Source organism: Xenorhabdus budapestensis (assembly GCF_002632465.1).
GTDB classification, from domain to species: Bacteria; Pseudomonadota; Gammaproteobacteria; order Enterobacterales; family Enterobacteriaceae; genus Xenorhabdus; species Xenorhabdus budapestensis.
The window spans coordinates 60,821-84,631 of sequence record NZ_NIBS01000014.1; the positions used below are offsets into that span (position 1 = coordinate 60,821).

Sequence of the window (23,811 nt, forward strand, 5' to 3'; positions counted from 1 at the left end):
ATTCAGGTTGCTAATATACCTGAGTGAAAATATTCGCTCAGGGGAACGCTATCATATTAAGGAGTCTCTCCTTTATGGAACATATTGCAATTATTGGGGTCGGGTGTTTATTTCCCGGAGCAGATACCCCTGAAAAATATTGGGATAACCTGTTACACGAAAAGGATTGTTCCACACCTTTATCGGCTCTGGAATTGGGGGTTGATCCGGCCTGTTATTATTCTCCGGTTGCCGGTACACCTGACACCATTAATTATGTCAATAATGGTCACGTTCGTGATTTTCATTTTGATGGCAAAGGATATAACTTGCCGGAAGAAGAATTAAATACACTGGATGATCTATTTAAATGGACAATCTATGCAGCAGATCAGGCATTAAACGACAGTGGCTATCGCCAGCATAAAAATGTATTGCAAAAAACAGGACTAATTCTCGGTAGTATCGGTATGCCGACTCATTCAACTAAAAAATTAATGAGTCCGTTCTATCACAAAATATTACAACCCTATATTCAAAAATTAATTGGGCGACCGGATTTTCAATTTAATCAATTCTGGCCACAAGATAATCATTCTGACCAGAATTTAATAACCGGCGGGTACAATGCCACAATTGCGGCATTGGCACTTGGACTGGCAGGTCCCCGTTATTGCCTTGATGCTGCATGTGCGTCAGCGTTGTATGCCATCAAACTGGGCGCTGATTATCTTCTCAGCCACAAGGCAGACATGATGCTGGTTGGGTCAATTTGCCATGTAGACCATATCTATATCGACCACGGATTTAATATTTTGCAGGTTTTCCCTGAAAAGGGTGAGTCTATTCCTTTTGACAAAGCATCCAAAGGCGTAAAAGCCGGTGAAGGTGTTGGCGTCGTTGCTATCAAGCGTTATGCCGATGCTGTCCGTGATAACGATAAAATCTATGGCATAGTTGAATCTATTGGCTTGTCCAACGATGCGGGTACTAAGCATTTGTTAGTACCCGATCAGCAAGGACAAAATGTTGCATTGGAACGTGCTTATCGGAATAGTTCGCGGAACATCGATTACATTGAGTGTCATGCAACCGGCACTAATATCGGGGATCAAATCGAGCTATCGACTATTGAAACCTTTTTTGGTGAACATAATCTTGATGGACAGGGAAAAATTCCATTAATTGGTGCTAATAAAGCTATCAATGGTCACATGCTCACTGCGTCAGGTATGGGGAGTCTGCTGAAAGTCTTGTTAGCTATGCAGCATAACCTGATCCCTGCCACGCCACGGGTCAATCAACTGGTTTCAACACCCCAAGGGAAGCTCAATATCGATTATATTGTGCGGAAAGCCAGGCCCTGGCCCGAAAGTCAGCGCCCTAAACGCGCCGGGATTAATGCCTTTGGTTTCGGTGGTGTCAACGGGCATATGGTTGTCAGTGAGGATACCCCTGAACGACGGGCTGCCTGTGTATCATTCCAGTCAGAAGAAACGCAGAAAATTGATCCACTGGCTATTGTCGGTATTGGCGTACATATGGCGAAAACTGAGGATAACCAGACGCTGGATCAGGTATTACAGCAAGGCACTCAGCACTTTTATCCACTGCCGAAAACCCGTTGGATTGGCATGGAGGAACGCTCTGATGTGTTGGCAATGCGTGGAGTGAGTCAGCCACCTTTAGGCTCCTATATCGAAACATTTGAATTTGACTGTAAGAAATTCAAATTGCCACCGAATGTTGTCGGAGCACACTTAAGTTGTCATCTGTTCCTGTTGCCTATCGCGGAACGTGCATTTCTTGATGCCGGTTATCGATTGGATGGCAGTAAGCGTAATATTGCCGTAATTGTGGCGGGAGGTATCGACTATAGCTGTCTGCGTTATCAGGTACGTAATGAAATTAGCTGGCAATTGAAACAGAGCCTGAATAGTCAAGGTATTCAATTGTCGGCAGAAGATACCCTTGCTTTGCAGGAGATCGTAAAAGATAGCCTGTTCCCGAAACCTTATCCCGAAGGTATTACCGGGGGGATTGGTAATATTGTGGCGAGCCGTTTGGCGGCACATTTGAAACTAAATGGCCCGGCATTTACGCTTTATGGTGAAGAAAACTCTCCGTTTAAAGCACTGGAACTGGCTCAGTTTATGCTGACCAGACAACATGTGGATGCAGTGATAGTTGCCTGTACCAGTTTCGGCGGCACTCTGGAAAATGTGTTGTGGGATCACCAGTCTGAGCACGGAAATCAGATAGTCGGGGATGGTGGCGGAGTGATTGTTCTCAAACGCGAGCAGGATGCCATTAGTGACAATACACCGATTTATGCCGTGTTGGATGGGATTGGTACTTGCTATTTGCCTGATCACTCCCTTGATTTCACAGTAAATGAAGATGCCATTGTGGCAGCCGCGCAATCAAGCCTGACCGCAGCCGGTTGTAGCGCAGATCAGGTCGGTTATGTTGAGTTGTATGCGGGCGGCAAATCTGGAGAGATTGCAACTGAATTGTCTGCGTTGGGGCGGGTCTATGGTGCGACAGACGGGCAACCAACGACGGCTATCGGTACTCTGAAAGCCAATTACGGACATCTGTTTGCATCTGCTGGCCTGTTCGGCATTATTAAATCGGCCCTGCAACTGACACAACGATACTTACCGGTATTGCCGGATTACCCTCATCGTCAGGAGTTGGCATATTATGCAGAGGGAAAATTCCACTTACCAGTACAAACTCAGGCGTGGCCAGCGCCGTTCAAAGCCCCTCGTCGTGCTGCAATCAGTCACTTGGGTATCGACCGCTCCTACAATCATGTGATTTTAAGTGAACCCCAGAACGGAAAACGTGCACGTCCAACCAGGCTACCGGCGTCAGATCAGCCCAGCCTGAAAGTGACAGTTTATACTGCGAGAGAAAAAACAGTAGAGGAATTCATTCTCAACGCCCAGACCGTGGATCGTTTCGCAGCGTTGGCTGCGGCTGCTGTACCGTCAAACGAGCCAAACAAGGCAGAACTAAGCAAGGCAGAAACAGCGCAGAAAATGCCACTGTCGATGGAAGTTAACCATTTCATCCGCAATGCCAATACCCAACTGCGTTATCTGCAATTGGAACAGACATTTTATCAATTGATAAAACAGCATTTGGTAGAAATGCCGGGTACACCGTCAATAAATTCGCAACCCATGCCAGTTATCCAACCTGTTGTTACAAAGGCTATGCCCAAATCGGTTATGCCGAAAAAATCAGAGATAACTTTGCCGGTAATTTTTGACGAACAACAATTACTGGAATTGACCGACGGCAGCGTGGAGAAGATTCTGGGGCCTGATTATGCGGAAGTGGACAGCTATCCGATACGTACCCGTATGCCATCGCCACCGTTTATGTTTGTTTCCCGCATTACGGCGCTTTCTGCTGTAAAAGACAAACTGGAGCCCTGCTACATTGAATGGGAGTACGATATTCCCGAAGATGCGTGGTATGTCGTGAATGATCATGTTCCTTCCTTTGTCGCGCTGGAGTCATCTCATGCGATGATCGTGGCGTTTACAGTTATAGGCTGTGACATGATGTTCAAAGGAGAGCTTTGCTACCGGGCAGTGGATTGCAGCACGACAATTTACAGCGAAATGCCAAAGGCAGGCGAAGTATTGCGCGGACGTGTCAATATCACCTCAGTTATACGGATAGGTGGCCGTTTTCTGGCGAATTATGAATACCTTTGCTACGTGGGGGAACGTCTGGTATTCAGACTGGTAGCGGCTTCCGGTTTCTTTAGCCGTAAAGAAATTGAGAAAGCGGGGGAATTTGATACCAGAGCTTATTTTACCAGAGCCAAACCAGCCGGAGCGGCAAAACCGTTCACGCTGTTATCAAAAAACAAACAATCACAACATGAGCCGTCATATGCCGAATTCTTACATAAGGAACTGCTGCATTGTGGCCGGACAACATTCACCGAGCAGGACATCACCTACGTGATGAATGGTGATCTGACGGCCTGTTTCGGTTCCCAATATGGTCGTATCTATGGCAAAAATCTGTGTACACCTGATACCCGTATGTTAAGTAGGATCCTCAGCGTTGACACAATGGGGGGAATGTTTGGTCTGGGGCAGATAGTGGGTGAGTTTGATATCGATCCTGAACACTGGGCATTTAAGGCGCATTTCAAAAATGATCCTGTTATGCCGGGAACCCTGCTGGTGGAAGGTTCGGAACAATTGATGAAATTCTACCTATTCTATCTTGGATTAAATTCCCTGCCTGATCTGGAAGTACAGACGCTGACCGATCATACAACCAATGCCAAATTCCGTGGTGAAGTGCAATGTGAGCGGAATGTGCTGCAATACCGGTTGACCTGTAAGTCCATTGAAGCCCGCTATACGGACATAAACGACAAACTGGAATCTGTCACCCTGTTTTTCATTGCAGAAACTTTATACCGCGGCAGTGTGGTGGGGATAAGTGACAACATGGGAGTGCGGTATGTCCGTCGTCAGCCCCAGCAAATGACCGGAGCAGGTGTAGCAGAATTGGAACAGGACGCCACAAAATGAATCAGCACTTATCTGTCAATTTATCGGGTCACCAGCCAAAAGCACATCTGTTGATGGAAAGCCTCTCCCATTTGCAAGATTTGGCTGCCGAACTGCGGGTTATAAAATCCGGCACATCCGTTTCACTATTATCAGCAGATGAGCCGGTGGCAGAAAAGGCTTCCGTTCTGGGTAGCCTGCCGGCAATAACGGCAGGCAGTTTAGGAGATGCCGGCTTCATGGCGGATTATGGCGTGGATTACGCCTACTATGCCGGTGCGATGGCTAACGGTATCCACTCGGAAGAGATGGTTATCGCGTTAGGCAAACAGCGCATTCTGGGGATCTTTGGTTCCGGTGGCTTACGTATCCAGCGGATCGCAGAAGCAATTGCACGTATCCGGCAGGCATTGCCGGAAGGGCCATTCGGAGTTAATTTGCTGCACAACCCCGGCAATCCTGAATGGGAAATGGCTTGCGTGCGTCTGTGTATAGAAAATCAGGTGCGGGTAATTGAAGCATCGGCCTATATCAATCTCAGCCCGGCGCTGGTCTATTACCGTGTCAGTGGTCTGACCCAACAGCCTGATGGCACAATCCTGCGTCACCACCGCCTGATTGCCAAAGTTTCCCGTCGGGAAGTGGCACAACACTTCCTGCGTCCGGCTCCCGAAAACATGCTACAAAAATTACTGACAGACGGGCTTATCACCCCGGAACAGGCAGAGCTGGCACGACAAGTCTCAATGGCAGATGACATCACCGTAGAAGGCGATTCCGGCGGACATACCGATCAAGGTGTATTGGCCTGTATTTTCCGTTCCATTGTGCAGTTACGGGATGAAATCGCAGATGAAACCCAAAACGGCGCCCATAATCGCTACCAAGTACGGATTGGCGCTGCGGGTGGTTTGGGAACACCTCATGCCATTCTGGCGGCTTTTGCACTGGGAGCCGCTTATGTTGTCACTGGTTCAATCAACCAGAGCTGTGTGGAATCGGGAACATCTGATGCGGTGAAAAAAATGCTGGCACAAGCCCGGATCAACGATGTTGCCACTGCTCCGTCAGCGGATATGTTTGAACTGGGTGCCAAAGTACAGGTGTTGAAACAGGGGAGTATGTACGCTGTGCGGGCACAGAAACTGTACAACCTATATAAACAATACGACAGCCTGGATGACATACCTGAACAAGAAATTACCCTGCTGGAAAAACAGGTGTTTCATAAACCACTGTCAGATATCTGGCAGGAAACTATCCACTATTTCCATACCCTCAACCAACCCGACACCATTACCAAAGCAGAAAAACAGCCGAAGAAAAAAATGGCGCTGGTCTTCCAGTGGTATCTCGGTCAATCGTCCCGTTGGGCGATTACTGGTGATCCTGTACGCAATATGGATTACCAAATCTGGTGTGGCGCGGCCATGGGTGCCATGAACGAATGGCTGAAAGGCACTCCATTTGAAGCGGTTGAAAACAGACATGTTAGTGATATCGCCAAACTATTGATGAATGGGGCGGCCTATCTGACCCGTATAGCATTACTCGAATTATTCAATGTTGTTGTACCTGAACAAGTGAAACGGCATGTATTGCTTAATCACGAGCTATCTGATCAAAAACAATCCGATCACGAACAACCCGACCAAAAATATGAGCAAGAATCAAAGGTGAGGAGTAAAGAATCTATGGATGCTTCAACAAAATTATGTTTGGACAATTCAAAAGGCTTTTATAAAAAATGCTGGGATCTGATGCCCGGCGGGTCACACTATAACTTTGGTGATCCTGAACGTCCGTTGGTGATCCCGTTTAATCGTGGGGAAAGATCCCGTGTGTGGGATTTGGATGGTAATGAACATCTGGATCTGTTCTGCAAATTTGGGGCATTACTGGTTGGGCATCATAATGAGGCTTACAACAGTTCGTTGATCGAATACATGAATAAAGTGACTTCCGTTGACACCTGTGATTTGGAAGTCGGTGTTTGTGAAACGATGGTCAAACACATCCCTTGTGCTGAAATGGTCCGTTTTTGCCTGAGCGGAACAGAAGCGGTACAAAACGCGCTGCGTCTTGCCCGTGCCTTTACTGGCAAAAACCGTTTTATTCGTTTCCACGGTCACTATCATGGCAATGCTGACAACATTATGGGCTGGCGCAAGAAGCAGGATCTGACTTACCCGGTGCCAGAGCAGTTCAAAGGTGACTTGTTAGATACATTGGGGCGTGATCCTAAAGTCATTACCGATCAGTCTTTTATGCTGCCGTGGAATGACATCGATATATTAACTGCCACCGTAGAGCGTTACCACAATGAAATCGCTGCTGTTCTGATGGAGCCGCTTTGCATTAACGGCGGGGGTATTTTCCCTGTTGAAGGTTATCTGGAGAAAACCAAGGCACTGTGTGAGAAATATAACATTGTGCTGATTTTCGACGAAATCATCACCGGTGTTCGTTTGGGACTGGGAGGCGCACAGAAAATACTGGGTGTAACCCCTCATCTGGCAACTTTCGGTAAAGCATTGGGCGGTGGTGCTATACCAATCTCCGCTATTGCCGGTCGCCGTGACATTATGAATCTGTACACCCGTGGGAAAGTCATCCATGCAGGAACTTTCAATGGTTATCCGCTTGGGCTGGCTGCTATCCAGACAACTTTCAGATTGATTGAGGAAGATCCCGGCTGTTATGAACGCATGGGTGACGTTATGCGCCAGATTTCCAATGTCTTTGTGAAAGCCGCAGAAGCTGTTGACCTGCCACTGGTTGTACAGGGAATGCCGACCGCACTGGTTTATCACTCTCAGGACACGCCAGTCAACTCTTCTGAAGGTTACAGCGATAAGGTTAAATTCTGCGACATCATCATTCGTGAAATTTCCAAACGCTATGGTATCCAGTTCTCTCCGTTGTCCCGCATGTACCCTAACCTGTTGATGTCACAGGATGATGTACGTTTCTTCGAAGAGCGGATCTTCGATGCAATGGAAAATGCCCGCAAGGTGATTGATATCACATTTAAAGAAGGGCTGGTTGGATGAGTCGGCAAATTGCTGTTGTAACCGGTGCGGCAGGGGGATTCGGCACCACGATCACCAAAACACTGTTGGATATTGGTTATCTGGTGGCCGCAACGGATATCAGCATACAAAAACTGGCGCTCCTTCAGGAGCGCCTCGGGCACCCTGAATCCCTGGCAATTTTTGAAATGGATGTGACTGATATTGCTTCCGTCGAACGGGCGGAGCAACAGATCACGGAAACATTAGGCAAGACGATCACCGTTCTGGTGAACAATGCAGGCATTATCCACCGGGCTTTCTGTCTGTCGGGCAGAGGGTTGCCGGAGTCCGTCAAAGTGATCGATGTCAATCTGGTCGGTGCTTTCAACTGTACAACGATTTTTGTTCGCCATATGGCGCAGCAGAAATATGGGCGCATTATCAATATCGCTTCCGTTGCTGGCATTTGGGGAGCGGCGGGAAGTGCTGCTTATGGTGCATCAAAAGCGGGATTAATTTCTGCTACAGAATCGTGGGGGCGTGAGCTGGGACCGTTGAATATCAGTGTCACCGCCGTTGCTCCGGGGATTTGCAAAACTGACATGCTGGAGCAGTTCGTCAGTTCTGGTCCGATGGAATCTGCGGCAGAAGATAAGATTGTGCGTTCGATTGTGCCTGTTGGGCGTTGGGGAACATCAGATGATGTGGCTGAAGTTGTGAGATTTTTGGCGAGTTGTAAAACCAATTATCTCAATACCGCAGTGATCTCACTGGATGGTGGAATGCGTGTTGGCACCATATAAGAGCGTATACCGATAGATCTCAGGGGGCAGCCAGTAAAGCTGCTACCTGAAAGATAACAGGTATGAAAAAACAGCAAGTAACACATTTAATCATTAGGTGTAGGGGATAAACATGCTCAACCATACCAAAAAAGATACCAAAAACATCTTAGTTACCGGCGCAACAGGTGTCATGGGGGGCAGGGTCTTACTTGAAGTACTGACTACAACTGATGCCAGTGTATATTGCCTAATAAGAGCTGAAAATAATTCACAGGCACTGGCGCGTTTGGCAGATTTTTTGTTCACCTACGATCAGGAAAAACGGAGTCGAGACCAGCTTCACCGTATTATTCCTGTATTGGGTGATATTACGAAAACAGATCTTGGGCTGACAGCAGAGCTTTACGCAGAATTAACCGGCAAAATTGACAGAGTGATCCATTGTGCTGCCTGGACCAGTTTAGTGGCATCTTATGGCCGGCTTGCGCCTGTTAATGTGTTGGGAACACAGAATATCATTGAATTCTGCCTACAGGGCAATATACCGATGCTTTATACCTCCAGCTTTAGTGTAGCGGGAGAACATCTATATAGTGACGGTTTTGTCCTGCATGAAACGGATCTTGATGTGGGGCAGAGATTTGATGACATGGATTATGAACGTACCAAATTTGAATCGGAACAGGCTGTCCATCGTGCGGGGGAAAAAGGTCTTAAGTGGGTCATTGTGCGTCCGGGCAATATTTGGGGCGATAGTACCGATGGCAGCTACCCATTGCGGCAAACTAAAGTCAAAGGCATTTATTATGAAATGATCAGGGCATTGGTGGAGACCGGGCTCACGTTCAATTCACAGGAAGATTTTGATATTTCTCCGGTGGATTATGTCGCGAAAGCAGCATTGTATGCCATTTTAGATATCGAAAAATTTAATGGAAAAACCCTTCATCTGACGGCTCCCGACCCAATCACTTTCAACGATATTGTTTTCTTCCTGAGGGAATTCGGTTATCACATTGAAACCGTTGACAACGATGACTACATGGAAGCGTTGGCACAAAACTGTTTGTATCTCAATGGGAAACCTTACCGTTCAGTTTTTACTGACATATTGGCACTCGCTCATAGCGGCATAGAAATGAATGAAAAAGCCAAATATGCCACAGAGATGACAATGGATTTACTCAGTGGCAGCGGTATTCAATGCCCACCATCAGATAAAACACTGCTTTTCCGTTATTTCAACTACTTAATTGAATCCGATTTCATTCCGCCTCCTCAACAGCAGGGAGAAAAGGGCGAAATCCGCAAAATGTCGGCACAGAGTGGTTATCTGGAACATCTGTTTGATGCTGACCTGTAATGAATGTTGATAAAAAATAAATAACAAAATATATACAAAACATATATTGAAACGGAGTTTGCAATGACTGCTCAGAATCTTAAGGTAACGATGATTCAAACCGATTTGGTTTGGGAAAATGCAACAAAAAACCGTGAATATATCGAACGCCACATTGCGCAAGTGACTGATAGTGATCTGATCATTTTGCCGGAAATGTTCACTACAGGGTTCAGTATGAAGCCACAAGCCATTGCTGAAACGATGGATGGCCCCAGTATCCAGTGGATGAAAAAGCAGGCAGCCGCGAAGGGGTGTACGATTGTCGGCAGTATGATTATCACTGAAAACCAGCATTTCTATAACCGTTTGCTGTGGGTCAATGCAGACGGTTCCATTGCTCACTATGACAAAAAACACCTCTTCTCTTTCGCTCAGGAAGATCATGAATACACAGCAGGTAATGCCCCGCTGATTGTGGATTTCAAAGGTTGGAAGATTGCCACTTTTATTTGTTATGACCTGCGTTTCCCGATTTGGTCACGCAATATCAATGGTCACTACGATGTAGCGCTTTATATCGCCAGTTGGCCTGCCAGACGCTCTCTGCACTGGTGTACCCTGTTGCAGGCTCGTGCAATTGAAAACCAGAGCTATGTTATCGGGGTCAATCGTGTGGGGCAGGATGGTAATCAACTCGACTATACAGGTGATTCCATGTTGATCGATCCGTTGGGTGAAATCTTACTGCACGAGCGGGATAACGAGGCAGTAAACACCATGACTATCTCTCTTGCTCATGTGCGGGATGTCAGAGAACGCTTCCCTTTCCTGAAAGATGCGGATCCTTTTGTTCTAAAAGAAAGCATTTTGAGGGAGTGACGTTCCGAATTTAGATTTTGCAGGAAATTGCAGAAATAAGTGTTGAAAGAATGGATTTAGGGGATATGCCTTTTCTGGCATGACGCCCGGGGCTGTTTTGTCACGTATCAAAGCTATTTTGTCATGTAATCGTGTTTTATTGAAGGAAGATGGCTAATGGTGATTTCAACCAAATTTGAGCGAATCGTTGTACGTTTCCCGGAAAATATCGCGGTGACACAGGGAAACGAAAGCTTGACCTATCGTACCTTGTCAGAGCGCGTTACCAGACTCAGCCATACGCTGCATCATCAGGCTGAGAGTCAGTACGTCATAACGTTGATGGAAGAGAGTATTTCTCTGATAACGGCAGCATTAGCCATCATGAAAACTGGCAAAGTGTTTGTTCCATTATCTCCTAAGTTACCGGAACAGCGCCTTGCCACATTATTGGCACAATTCCGTGGTGCAACTATTATCACTTGCCGTCAATGGTTGCCCCTGCTGGAGCATTTGTCAGAAGATTATTCGCTGGTGCTGGCTGATGAAGTACAGGAAAACCATTCAATTCCTTCGTTATTTGTGGGAGAGCCTGCCAGTACACATAACAACAGTGGTATCCATCATAACAAACCGGCATATGTCTACTTTACATCGGGTTCAACCGGGCAACCTAAAGCCATATTAGGGCGCGAAGACAGCTTATTGCATTTTATCCGCTGGGAAAGCCGTGAACTGAATCTGACGCCCGCTGACAAAGTCAGCCAATTAATAAACCAGATGTTCGATCCTTTCCTGCGTGATATGTTGTTGCCTTTGCTCAACGGGGCAACACTGTGCATTCCTCCTGCCCACGATATTCGTTATTCGCCGCAAGAATTGCTGAATTGGATACGTGAGCAACAGATCAGCATTACCCACCTTATTCCTTCTTTGTTTCAAGTTCTGCTGGAGTGTCCGCAATCCAGTGATGACCTGCAATCTCTGAGGTATGCCGTTCTGTCGGGTGAAATGCTCAAAGGATCACTGGTAGAGCTGTTTTACCAGCGTCAGTTGCAACACACCCAATTAATCAACCTGTATGGGACGACAGAAACTACACTGGCGAGAGTCTACTATCGTGTTACAGAGAAAGATGTTCAACGTGCGCTGATCCCTGTCGGTAAACCCATAGACGATACCACCATTGTCGTCGTTGATGAGCAGGGCGAAACAATTCCGGCGGGCACCGAAGGGGAAGTATGGATCAGCACTCCCTTTATGAGTGCGGGTTACTTGTCAGCCGAGTCTGAAAATAACTTACGTTTTATCACCCCGGAAAAAGGGGAACTGGCTGGTCAGCCAGTTTACCGGACAGGTGATCTGGGACGTATTGATGAGCAGGGGGATCTGATCCTGCTTGGCCGTAATGACTTTCAGATCAAAATCAATGGACAGCGCCTTGAAACGGCAGAGATAGAGAGTCTGCTTGAACAACATCCTGCGGTACAACAAGCGATTGTACAGGCGTTTGAACAGTCGCATAAACCGTCACAAAGTGTGCGGCTGGTGGCATTTATCCGTCTGGCACCGGAAATGACAGTAACGGCAGAAGCATTAGATAGCTATCTGGCCCCCAATCTGGCAGCCGCTATGCGCCCTGCTGACTATCAGTTCTTGTCACTGTTCCCACTGTTATCCAATGGCAAAATTGACCGCAAGGCACTGCAAGCACCAGTTGTCAGCCAGACATACCAAAACCGACAGCATATTGTTATCCCACAGGGAGAACGGGAAACAAAGCTGGCAGCTATCTGGCAATCGTTGTTGCATATCAAACAAATCGGGCGTGACGATAGTTTTTTTGCACTGGGAGGGGATTCCTTACAGGCAATTCGCATGATTGCACAAGTGCGGGAAAAAATGGGGTTGAGTTTGCGTTTTGGTGAACTGTTCCAGCACCCCACGCTTGCCCAGTGTGCAGCAATATTGAATGTTGATGAGCGGTCAGAAGGGATAGCAGAGGAGATAACGGTAATCCCGCATACTGCCAGCTATGAACAGCAGGGTATTTACCTGATCCAACAGACTGCTTCTTCCAGCCCGATCTATAACATGGCCTATGCTGTCCAGTGGCAGGGAGCACTGAATCATCAGCGGTTACAACAATCCCTTGACGCTTTGATCGCTCGTTATGATGTACTGAGAACCAGTTTTCTGATGCAAAAAGGGGATATCATTGCGCAGGTAGCAGAACAGCTTTCTGCCAGCCCGGTTACTGCGAAGGTAATCTGGCAGGATCTGAGCCAGTATGGCTCACAGGCTCAAGCGCAAGCAGAAAACATTATCAGCCAATTTGCGACCTTGCCATTTGAATTAACTGAGCCGCCATTGCTACGCATGACAGGGCTGACACTCCGGCCACATAGTCATCTGATTGTACTGGTCTTCCACCATTTAATTGTGGATGACGAGTCAGTGAAACGACTGTGGGATGAGTTACTGGAAAATTACAGCCTGCTGCAAGCAGGGAAAGCACTTGAGATCCAGCCCGCTCGTTATGGTCAACGGGAACATGCACGCCTCCAGCATCAGCGGATCAATGGGACTGCGGGCGTAGCAGCCCGTCAATACTGGCAGCGTCAGTTGGCAGGAACACTACCGCTGATCCAATTACCCTATGACTTTCCGACACCGGCCATACGTAGTTATCAGGGAGGGCGTTTGCCATTCAGCCTGCCCACCGCATTCCATGAACAGATTGATACATTAGCCTATCAGTATGGTGTCACTCCTTATCTGATCTTACAGGCCGGATTTATTGCATTTCTGGCACGTTATTCACGTCAGAGCGACATTCTGTTGGGAACACCCGTTTCCAACCGTCACTACAGTGAGGAGCAACAGCCGGTTGGTCTGTTATTCAACGTATTGGTGATGCGCAATCAGGTTGATACCAGCCAATCATTCGAACAACTGCTGGCCCAAGTTAAATCCACTTTTATTGATGCCATTGCGCATCAGGATATGCCGTTTAGCCAATTACTACCTCTACTAAAAGGCAATTTATTACAAAATAATGGGGAAGATAATCATCATCCGGGGATTTCTCCGCTGTTCCAGACTCTGTTTACCTACCAGAATATACCGGTTACCGGTAAACGAATGGGGGCTGTACAACTTTCTCCGTTACGCCAGTGGGATATGCAAATCGCCAAGTATGAGCTGACACTGGAGATGTGGCGTGAAGAGGGGGAATTACAGGGAATATTTGAGTATGCCAGTGATCGTTTTCTGCCAGAGACGATTTCCCGCATGGTGGAAAACTTCTGCCATTTTCTGCCGCACTTGATCGAACAACCGCAACAGGCCATCGGGCGGGTTTCTCTGCTCAGTCCTGCACAGCAACAGCAATTGGCTGAGTGGAACCAGACTGAACGCCCATTCAGCGATAATATCGGCATTCACCAGCTTATCGAGCGTCAGGTGCAGCGTGTACCAGAAGCCATTGCAGTTGAATTCGGTCAGCAGTCGCTGACTTATGCTGAATTGGATCAGTGTGCCAACCAACTGGCTTATTTTCTGATCCAACAAGGGGTAGGGCCAGAAGTTTGTGTCGGATTAAGTGTCGAACGCTCATTGGAACTGGTGATCTGTTTTCTGGCTATCCTGAAAGCGGGTGGAGTTTATGTACCGATTGATCCTGATTATCCGCTGGATCGCAGTCGTTATGTGATTGAAGATGCCGGCTTGCATCTGCTGGTGACACAAGATCAATTTATGGCACGTTATCAGGATTGCAACCTTCCTTTGTTCTCCCTTGAGACCCTGATGCCTCAACTGTCAGCATTCAGTGTTGAAAATCCACGGGTAGATGTCCGGGCAGAAAATACCGCCTATATCATCTATACCTCAGGCTCCAGCGGCAAACCGAAAGGCGTGCCTATCCGACACCGTAGTGTGTGCAATCTGGCAGAAACAGAAGTTGAATTTCTGGCTGTACCACCGAACAGCCGGATCCTCCAGTTCGCCTCTTTCAGTTTTGATACCTCCATCTGGGAAATCCTGATGGCGTTCTGTACTGGCAGCACATTATTAATGGCTCCCCGTCTCGCAATCATGCCTGGCCCAGATCTGCTGGAACAACTTATTACGCGACGTGTTACTCATGTCACATTGCCTGCATCGGCACTAGCCGCACTGCCTGAAGCTGAATTACCTGATTTGCAGGTACTGTTAGTAGCCGGGGAAGCCTGTGGTGTGGATCTGCTGCATAAATGGGTCAAAAACCGCCGCTTTATTAACTCCTATGGCCCGACAGAAGCAACAGTAGGGACAACCAATGCTGAATTGACGATGGACGATGACCATATTCACATTGGCCGTCCGATCCCCAACTCTCAGGTCTGGATTTTGGATGAATATGGCGCACCATTACCGATTGGCGTCGCCGGTGAACTTTGCATTGGCGGTGTTGGAGTCGCTACAGGTTATCTGCACCGACCAGAATTGACTGAACGCAGTTTTATCCCCGATCCGTTCAGCTCCCGGCCTGATGCCCGCCTTTATCGTACCGGCGATCTGGCTCGTTATCAGGCAGACGGTAATATTGATTATCTGGGACGTATTGACCAACAAATAAAAATCCGGGGTTATCGTATAGAACTGGGAGAAATTGAAAGCGCTCTGCGTCAGCATCCGGCTATTTCTGATGCGGTGGCGATGGTGCGGGAAGATTACCTGAATGCCAGTGCTATAGTTGCTTATATACTCACCCAACCTGATACCACGCTTGACCAGTCACAGATCGAGTCACATTTGGGGAGATCTCTGCCGGAATTTATGCGCCCTTCCTGCTACGTCTTTCTGAACGAATTCCCCCGATTACCGAATAATAAAGTGGACAGAAAACGCTTCTCTACACCGATGCAGCAGGCGAGCGAAGCCATTGTTGAACCCGCTCAGAATGAAACAGAACGGGCGATTATCCAGGTCTGGCAGACTTTATTGGGGCATCAGGCGATTGGCCGTAATACCTCATTTTTTGCCGCAGGTGGGCACTCTCTATTAGCAGCCAAAATGGTAGCTATACTTGCCAGCCAGTTCCGGCTGCATTTCAAAGTCAGCGATGTTTTTATCTGCCGAACTCCAATGCGGTTGGCTGAGAGAGTAGATTCAACAGCCAGTACGGGTTCATTAAATCTGTCTGTGATCCACGATGCACCATTGAGCTTTGCTCAACAACGGATGTGGTTCCTTGACCAACTTTATCCTGATAGCTGTCGTTACCACATCACCAGTATCAAAACCTTTGCCAGTATAAAAACGCTTGCCGGCAAGGAGAATGACGGTAATGTGGCTGAAATTAACGTGGAGGTTGAACGGATACAGAAAAGCGTAAACTTGCTGTTCCGTCGCTATCCGTCGCTCAATCTGCGTCTGCGGATGGAGGGAACCACGCCCCGGCAATATTACAGTGAGCAGTCACCGGCCTGCCCGCATGAAATTATTGAAGTACAGAATGAACAGGAGTGGCAGCGGCAGTTACAGCAGCGAGCCGCTGGTATGATGCAGACACCGTTCCAGCTAATTGGACAACCATTGTACCGCCTGTTGCTGGTGACGGATGCACGGCAGGGAAGTGCCCTGATTGTCTGTCTGCATCATATTTTGGTAGATGAACAGGCACTGGCACAGCTTGATGATGAATTACTGTCGCTATACCAGTCAGAAGCGAATGGTCTTCCAGAAGAAAATAATCTGTCAGAAGAGAGCATCCAGCAGGCATCTGTTCCTGATTACCTGCAATTTGCAGCATGGGAGCGCAGCCCTGAAGCGCAACAAATTTGGCATAGCCAATTAGCGTATTGGCGTCAGGTATATCAGCAATTACCGCCAGTGGTGACATTACCTCAGCAGTATCATGCACCTGTTGAAGAATCGAAAGCCGCTTACCATCGCCTGCCGCTGTCCATTGAGCAGACCAAAGCGCTGTGCCGGTTGGCACAACAGCAGGATACGACACTGTTTACCCTGTTATTGGCGGCTTTCCAGATCTTGTTGCAGCGCTACAGCAGTGAAGGTGACACAACGGGAGATATCGTTATTGGCATACCTGTTTCTCTGCGTGACAGGCCAGAACTGCAATCGGTTATCGGGCTTCTGCTGAACACCTTAGCGGTACGTCAGAATGTCGATATCAACCGTCCGTTTACTGAATTTCTGTTTGATAGTGCACAGACGCTGAATCAGGCAATGGCTAACAAAGACGTTCCGTTTGAACAGGTGGTGGATGTTGTTCTGCCAGCAGAGAAACGTTCGCTTGCTCCTCTGTTCCGGATCATGTTTGTGTTTAATGCGCACCAGCAACAGGCCAATCAACAACTTCGTACTTACGCTATAGACAGTCAGCCAATAGACAATCCAGAAGCCAAATTCGATTTAACCCTGTTTGTACAGGAAACAGCGGATAACCTGTTATTGTCGGTCGAATATCGTGAGGCGTGCTTTGCACCCGAAATTGTGGCGCAATTGGTGACACATTATGCCCGTTTGCTGGATAGCCTGTGTCGTGCGCCAGACCAGCCTGTCTATCAGTTGGCAATGTTGTCACCACAGGAACGGCAACAGCAGTTGAGTGATCTCAATGCCACAGCACAACCTCTGTTGCACCCGGTGGTGCATCAATGGTTCGAACAACAGGTGTGCAGAACACCACAGGCGATTGCCCTGTGTGAGCAATATGAAACAGGGTTAGCATTGAGTTATGACCAGCTTAACCAACACGCTAATCGGCTGGCGAGTGATTTACTGGCCCAGGGGATTGGTAAGGGTTCACAGGTAGGGATCTGCCTGCCACGTTCAGCCATGCTCGTGGTAGCGATTCTGGCGGTACTGAAAACCGGAGCTGCATATGTACCGGTTGATAGTACCTATCCGGCAGAACGTGCCCGTTTTATGCTGGAAGATGCACAAGTGGCACAGGTGATTACGACTCATGAACAGGCCACTAGATTAGCGTTGCCATCGCATCATATTGTATTGTTGACGCCGGGGCAATTTACCTTAGAACCAGTTACCTTAGAGCCAGTAACAGACAATCAGGCTGTTATCCCCAATCCTGATATTGCGATTTCACCGGAACAACCTGCTTATATTCTCTATACCTCTGGCTCTACCGGCAGGCCAAAAGGGGTCATCATTCCACACCGGGGCTTGGGAAACTATCTGCAACATGCCTGTGAACATTATGGTGATCTGACTAAACGGGGAAATACTTTCCATGCCTCTATTTCCTTTGATGCGACGATTACCAGCCTGTTCCTGCCGTTATTACAGGGGCAAACCCTGTTTATCCTGCCTGAAGAGGATGATATTCCGGCACTGGTACAGGCATGGCAACAATTGCCGGATCTGGCAATGGCGAAAATCACTCCCGCTCACCTGGAACTCTTTAGCCAGCAATTATTGCCGGAACACGCAGGCCGGATACCACTGCTGGTGATTGGTGGAGAAAGCCTTTCTGCCAGCGCATTGCGTTTCTGGCGGCAACATGCTCCGCAGGTCAGGATCATCAATGAATACGGCCCGACGGAAGCCACCGTGGGCTGCTGTATTTACGACATACTGGCCGGAGACGTAAAAGGGGATGGTGCACTGCCGATTGGTCGTCCGATAGCTAATACCCGGCTTTATCTGTTAGATGAGTGTCAGCAACTGGTGCCGTTCGGTTCAGTGGGTGAACTGTACATTGGTGGGGCTGGAGTGGGTCTGGGCTATTTCAATCGTTCTGATCTGACTGAAAGCCGATTTATCACCGATCCTTTCTTTCCTTTATCACAGGAAAAACTCTATCGGACAGGAGACTTGGCGCGTTACCTGCCAGACGGAAATTTACTGTTCCTCGGTCGTAAAGACCAGCAAGTTAAACTGCATGGCTACCGGATTGAACTGGAAGAGGTCGAAGCTCAGCTTGCAGCTTGTCAGGGCGTTGCTCAGGCGGCAGCGGGTATGCGGGACATTTATGGACGCCAGCATCTGGTGGCCTATTTGGTGATGAACACACCTGCTGTGGCAGATCTGGAAAATGTGCGGCAGGAACTGAATCAACGACTGCCGGTACATATGTGTCCTACCCAATGGATCTTGCAGGAAACATTACCACTCACAGCTAACGGCAAAATTGATCGTAAGGTTCTGACACAAATCCCTTTAACTGAGCAACTCCGTCACACTATTCGCCGGATGCCGGTGACGGCACTGGAAAAACAACTGACAGAAATCTGGCAACAAGTGTTGGATCAGGAAAATCTGGGGATTGATGATGATTTTTTTGTTCTGGGAGGAGATTCCATTCTCAGCCTGCAAATAGTGTTCAGAGTACGGGAGATCGGTCTGCGGATCGCGCCGAAAATGCTGTTTGATTATCCTACTATTGCGGGATTAGCCGCTGTGGTGACACAAGTAAATAATGTTGATGGCAACGCTGAGGACAATAGTCAACCCGTGCAGGGAGAATACGCTTTACTGCCAATTCAACATTGGTTCTTTGCACATCATCATGCTAATCCGCACCACTATAACCAGTCTTATCTGTATGCACTGGAGGAGGGAACCGACATACCACTTCTGGCGCGGGCACTGGCTCTGGTGGTCAATCAACATGATGGCTTGCGCTCTCGTTTCGCATTGGCAAACGGGTATGGGCCGGGGTATGGGCAGATAGGAGAACCTGTTACAGACTGGCAGATAGAACAATGTCAGATCACAGAAAACCCGGCAAGGGAAGCTCTGGCACAGGCTGTTGCTGAACGTCAGGCACAATTGAATATTGAACATGGTCCGTTATTAACCGCAACCCATTTTATTACCACAGAAGGGGATTATCTGCTGCTGGCAGTTCATCATCTGGTGATAGATGGTGTTTCATGGCGCATTATCACGGAGGACTTAAGTTATTACTATCGGACATTACTGGCAGGGGAAAACCCGCGTCTGATGGCAAAAAGTGCCTCTCTGATTGAGTGGTCATCTCACCTTGCGGATTATGCTCAATCTGAACAGTCACAGGATGAATATCATTTCTGGCAACAAAAACTGAATCAAACTGTACTTCCGCTGCCCTGTGATCGGGGAGAAAAACCTTTCCCCGGCTTAGTTAAAGAGTCGGCTAAATACCGGTTAGCACTGGATCTCACAGCCACCACAAATCTGATTCAGCACACCGGACACGCCTACCGTACCCATGTTGGTGACTTGTTACTGGCAGCGCTGGCAGCAACACTGCAACGCTGGAGTGGTTCTGAATTACTGCATGTGGATATGGAAGGACACGGACGGGAAAGCCTGCATGAAAATGTGGATGTCAGCCGGACAGTCGGCTGGTTTACGGCCATTTATCCTCTGTTGCTGTCACTACCTGCATCTTGTCCGCCTGATCAACTGCTCCAGCTTGTAAAAGAAGCGGTGCGTCAGGTGCCTTATAGCGGAACAGGTTATGGCGCACTGCGCTATTCCCGCTATACCCAGACATCCACCAATAATCAGTTGCCCGTTATCCCCGCGGCAGATGTCTGCTTCAACTATCTGGGACAATTTACCCGTACCTTCCATCAGACACCATTACAGGGCGCTGAGGATATCGGACTGGCGCATCGTCATGCGGCGGATAACTCAAGGTCATATGCGCTGGAAGTGGATTGCTACATTGATGAGGGACAATTGCAGATAGAGTGGGGGTATAACCACCAGTGTTATCAGCATGAAACCATTGATAAGTTGGCAATGGCGATGAAAGAGCAGATTATCCGGCTGACTGAACATTGTATGGCACAGACTCAGACCACTTATACACCATCTGATTTCCCGCTTACCCGTTTGAATGCCGAAACATTGCGCCAGTTGCAGCAACGGTATGGCGTGATGGAAGATATCTACCCGTTGACTTATACCCAAGAGGGAATGCTGTTCCACTCTATGGCTGGGCAAGGCAGCGGGCTGTATCACGAACAGTTGTGTTTTACTTTATCTGATAAAAAATCTGATGAGAATCAGTCTTATGGTGTGGATATTACCCGTCTACAGCAAGCATGGCAGCAGACGGTGGCTTACTATCCTATCCTGCGCAGCCGTTTTGAAATGAGCCTTGCCGGTGAGCCATTGCAAATCGTGATGCCTCAGCAGGAGCTGGATTGGCGGCAACATGATCTACGGCTGCATAATCCGGCTGATGTGGAACAGCATCGCCAAAATTTGTTGGCGGCAGATCTGGCGGAAGAGTTTATACCGGAACATGGTGCGTTATTCCGTATTACCGTACTGCAACTCCCGGCTGAACAAATACAACTTCTGTTCAGCCATCATCATGCCATGCTTGATGGCTGGTCAGTCAGACTGTTATTAACAACGGTTGAGTCCTTCTACTATCGTCCGGCTGATATCTTGTCACCTGCTCCGGCATTTAAATCCTTTATTCGCTGGCAACAGCAGAGCCGTAAAGCATGTCAGGATTATTGGCAGGCGCAATTAGCTGATGTCAATGCAGTAACACCGCTGCCCGCGGCTCACCCGGTCAGAACAGCCAGTCAGTTGAAACAGCGACATTCATTTAGTCTGTCTACAGAACTTTCCGGTCAGTTGGCAGAAACCGGACGTCGTCACCGTTTAACCATCAGCACCCTGATTCAGGGGGCATGGGCATTACTGTTACAACGTTACAGCCAGCAGGATGAATGTCTGTTTGGCATGACAGTATCCGGCCGTCAGGCAGAATTAGCCGGGATCGATAAAATGGTGGGACTGTTAATCAGTACATTGCCTATTCATATCACCAGTCATATGAATCAACCCGTTGTCAATTGGCTGAGTGCCATTCAACAGCAGCAGCGGGAACATGAAAAATTCAGTGATATCTCGCTGGCGGATCTGAAATCCACTTGTGGTCTGCCGACATTTGATACCTTGCTGGTGTTTGAAAATTATCCGCAATCCGGTGCACAGGAAAACCTGTTTCAATTCACACAGGCCACGGAAAGCACGAATTACCCATTGGTATTGGTCACGGCGTTCTCTGACAACCTGCATGGCGAGCTGGTCTATGACACGGGTCTGTATGATGCAACTATCGTAGCTCGTCTGGCAGAGCACTTTATCCGCATTCTGACCCAGTTAATGAATAATATGGCTGGTGTGTTGACAGATATTGCATTACTGGATCAGCAGGAGAAACAGCAATTGCTGACCCAATGGCAGGGGCCGGTATTGCCGATTTTTGCGGGTAATGTGTATAGCCTGTTTGCCCGTCAGGTGCAACGTTCTTCCCAACAGATTGCCGTGATTGATGGACAGAAGCCAGTCAGTTATGCGGAATTGGAGCTGCAGGTTGAACAGATCAGCCTCCGCCTGCATCACAGTCAGATTCATGCGGGCGACAGAGTTGCGCTCTATTTGCCACGCAGTCTGGATTATATCGCTGCCATGCTGGCAGTCAGCAGAATGGGGGCTTGTTATGTGACAATTGATATCTCTTACCCCCCAGAGCGGGTCACTTATTTGTTGTCTGACAGCCAAAGCTGTCTGGTGTTGACCCATCAGGCGTTGGCTGCGGCTCTTGTTCCTGAAATTGCTGTACTGGCACTGGATCAGGAACCAGAGCCTGTTCCGACGTGTTCTTTATCGCAACAATCTTTACCGCCCGTGACTGATGATGAAAATGGACTGGTATATCTGATTTACACCTCCGGCTCTACAGGAATGCCGAAAGGCGTCATGATTGAACATCGTAGTCTGATTAACTACTTGACCGATACTTGCTGGCGTTATCAGGTAACTGAGAATACCCAAAGCTTGTTCCATTCATCCGTCAGTTTTGATGCCACATTAACCAGCCTTTATCTGCCTCTGTTGCATGGCGGCACCATCACCGTGATACGGGATGATGCGGATATCGCTTCAATGGCGGAGATATTACAGCAACCATTACCACAGTCTTCATTACCACAGTCCTCATTAACACAAAAGCAGGGTGGGCATCTGTTGAAAATCACGCCTGCCCATCTTGGCATTTTGGGGGAATATCTGGATGCTGCCGCGAAATCCCGTGTCCATTCATTGGTAATCGGGGGAGATGCGCTGAGTTGTGAAACAGTACAGGAATGGCTGACTGATGTAGCAGATATTGGTGTGTTCAACGAATATGGCCCCACAGAGACGGTTGTCGGGTGTTGTGTTCATCGTGCAGATAAACATCAGGACTTACAGGGCACGATGCCGATTGGTCTGCCAATCGCTAATACTCGCCTGTTTGTACTTAATGAAGATTTGTCTCCAACCCCATTCGGCATGGCAGGAGAGTTGTATATCGGTGGATTGGGTGTGGCAAGAGGTTATTGGAATCGCCCTGAATTAACCGCAGAAAAATTCATCACGATATCAATTCCACAGGGGGGCATCTCACAAGAAGGTATGTCACAAGAGGAAGTGCCACACGAAAAAGTGCGGATTTATCGCACAGGAGATCGGGTCTGCGCCTTGCCGGATGGTGAATTGCTCTATCTCGGTCGTTGTGACCGACAAATCAAACTGCGTGGCTATCGTATTGAACCGGGAGAGATTGAATCTCAACTTATGCAGCATCCCCACGTTCAGCAAAGTGCTGTGCTGGCTTATTCAGGACTTGCTAATGCTGACAAACCGGGCGAGATACAGCTAATAGCTTGCGTGTCCCTTAAATCAGCAGCGAAAGCCAATGCTGTATCTTCAGAGCCATTTTCAGGACAGATGTCAGAACAAATACTTGATTTTCTCAGCAGACAATTGCCCACGCATATGCTGCCGAGCGCCATTGTACTGTTGGATGAGATGCCTCAAACCACGAATGGCAAGATTGATTATCAGGCTTTGTTGGTGCGTTTGCCGGAATATTTGTCTGAGTTGCAGCAGAAAGCATTACAGCAGAAAAAACAGGAGGGCAGCGTTTTACATATCCCGCAAACACCGCTGGAAAGCCGTCTCAGGGATATCTGGAGTGAGGTACTGCAACAACAACAGATTGGATGTGACCAGAATTTCTTTGCTTTAGGAGGGCACTCATTACACGCCTTACGCATTGCTGCCCGTATTGAACAGCAACTGGCAGTCAGGATCTCTCTGGCTGAACTTTTGCAATGCCAGACAATTAAACAGCTTGCTCATTTACTGGAGTCTCGTATGACCGGGGGAGATAGCGTTCGTCACAACACGATCTCTCATAACACAAGCCCTCAAAACACCATAAAACGTGTCGCACGGGAACGGAAATAAAG

General features: G+C 48.1%; 6 protein-coding genes. All 6 read left to right on the forward strand.

All coding sequences use genetic code 11. The annotated features are described in order from the left end of the window. Positions 1-74: 74 nt before the first annotated feature. The 6 genes from Xbud_RS12950 (at position 75) to Xbud_RS12975 (ending at position 23,809) form a co-directional block, all read left to right on the forward strand. Positions 75-4,550, forward strand: a complete 4,476-nt coding sequence (locus Xbud_RS12950) for a polyketide synthase family protein (protein ID WP_099136451.1) — start codon at positions 75-77, stop codon at positions 4,548-4,550. Continuing rightward, positions 4,547-7,582, forward strand: a complete 3,036-nt coding sequence (locus tag Xbud_RS12955) for a PfaD family polyunsaturated fatty acid/polyketide biosynthesis protein (RefSeq protein WP_099136452.1) — start codon at positions 4,547-4,549, stop codon at positions 7,580-7,582. The genes Xbud_RS12950 and Xbud_RS12955 overlap by 4 nt, the downstream gene beginning before the upstream one ends. Further along, complete coding sequence (locus tag Xbud_RS12960; RefSeq protein WP_099136453.1) at positions 7,579-8,346, forward strand: SDR family NAD(P)-dependent oxidoreductase; 768 nt, start codon at positions 7,579-7,581, stop codon at positions 8,344-8,346. The genes Xbud_RS12955 and Xbud_RS12960 overlap by 4 nt, the downstream gene beginning before the upstream one ends. A 112-nt stretch (positions 8,347-8,458) precedes the next feature. After that, a complete protein-coding gene (locus Xbud_RS12965; protein WP_099136454.1) occupies positions 8,459-9,691 on the forward strand; it encodes an SDR family oxidoreductase in 1,233 nt (410 codons plus the stop codon). A 63-nt stretch (positions 9,692-9,754) separates the two neighbouring features. Continuing rightward, positions 9,755-10,552, forward strand: a complete 798-nt coding sequence (locus Xbud_RS12970; protein ID WP_099136455.1) for an amidohydrolase — start codon at positions 9,755-9,757, stop codon at positions 10,550-10,552. 156 nt (positions 10,553-10,708) lie between these two features. Continuing rightward, on the forward strand, positions 10,709-23,809 hold the full coding sequence (locus Xbud_RS12975) for a non-ribosomal peptide synthetase (RefSeq protein ID WP_099136456.1): 13,101 nt from the start codon (positions 10,709-10,711) through the stop codon (positions 23,807-23,809). Positions 23,810-23,811 lie beyond the last annotated feature (2 nt).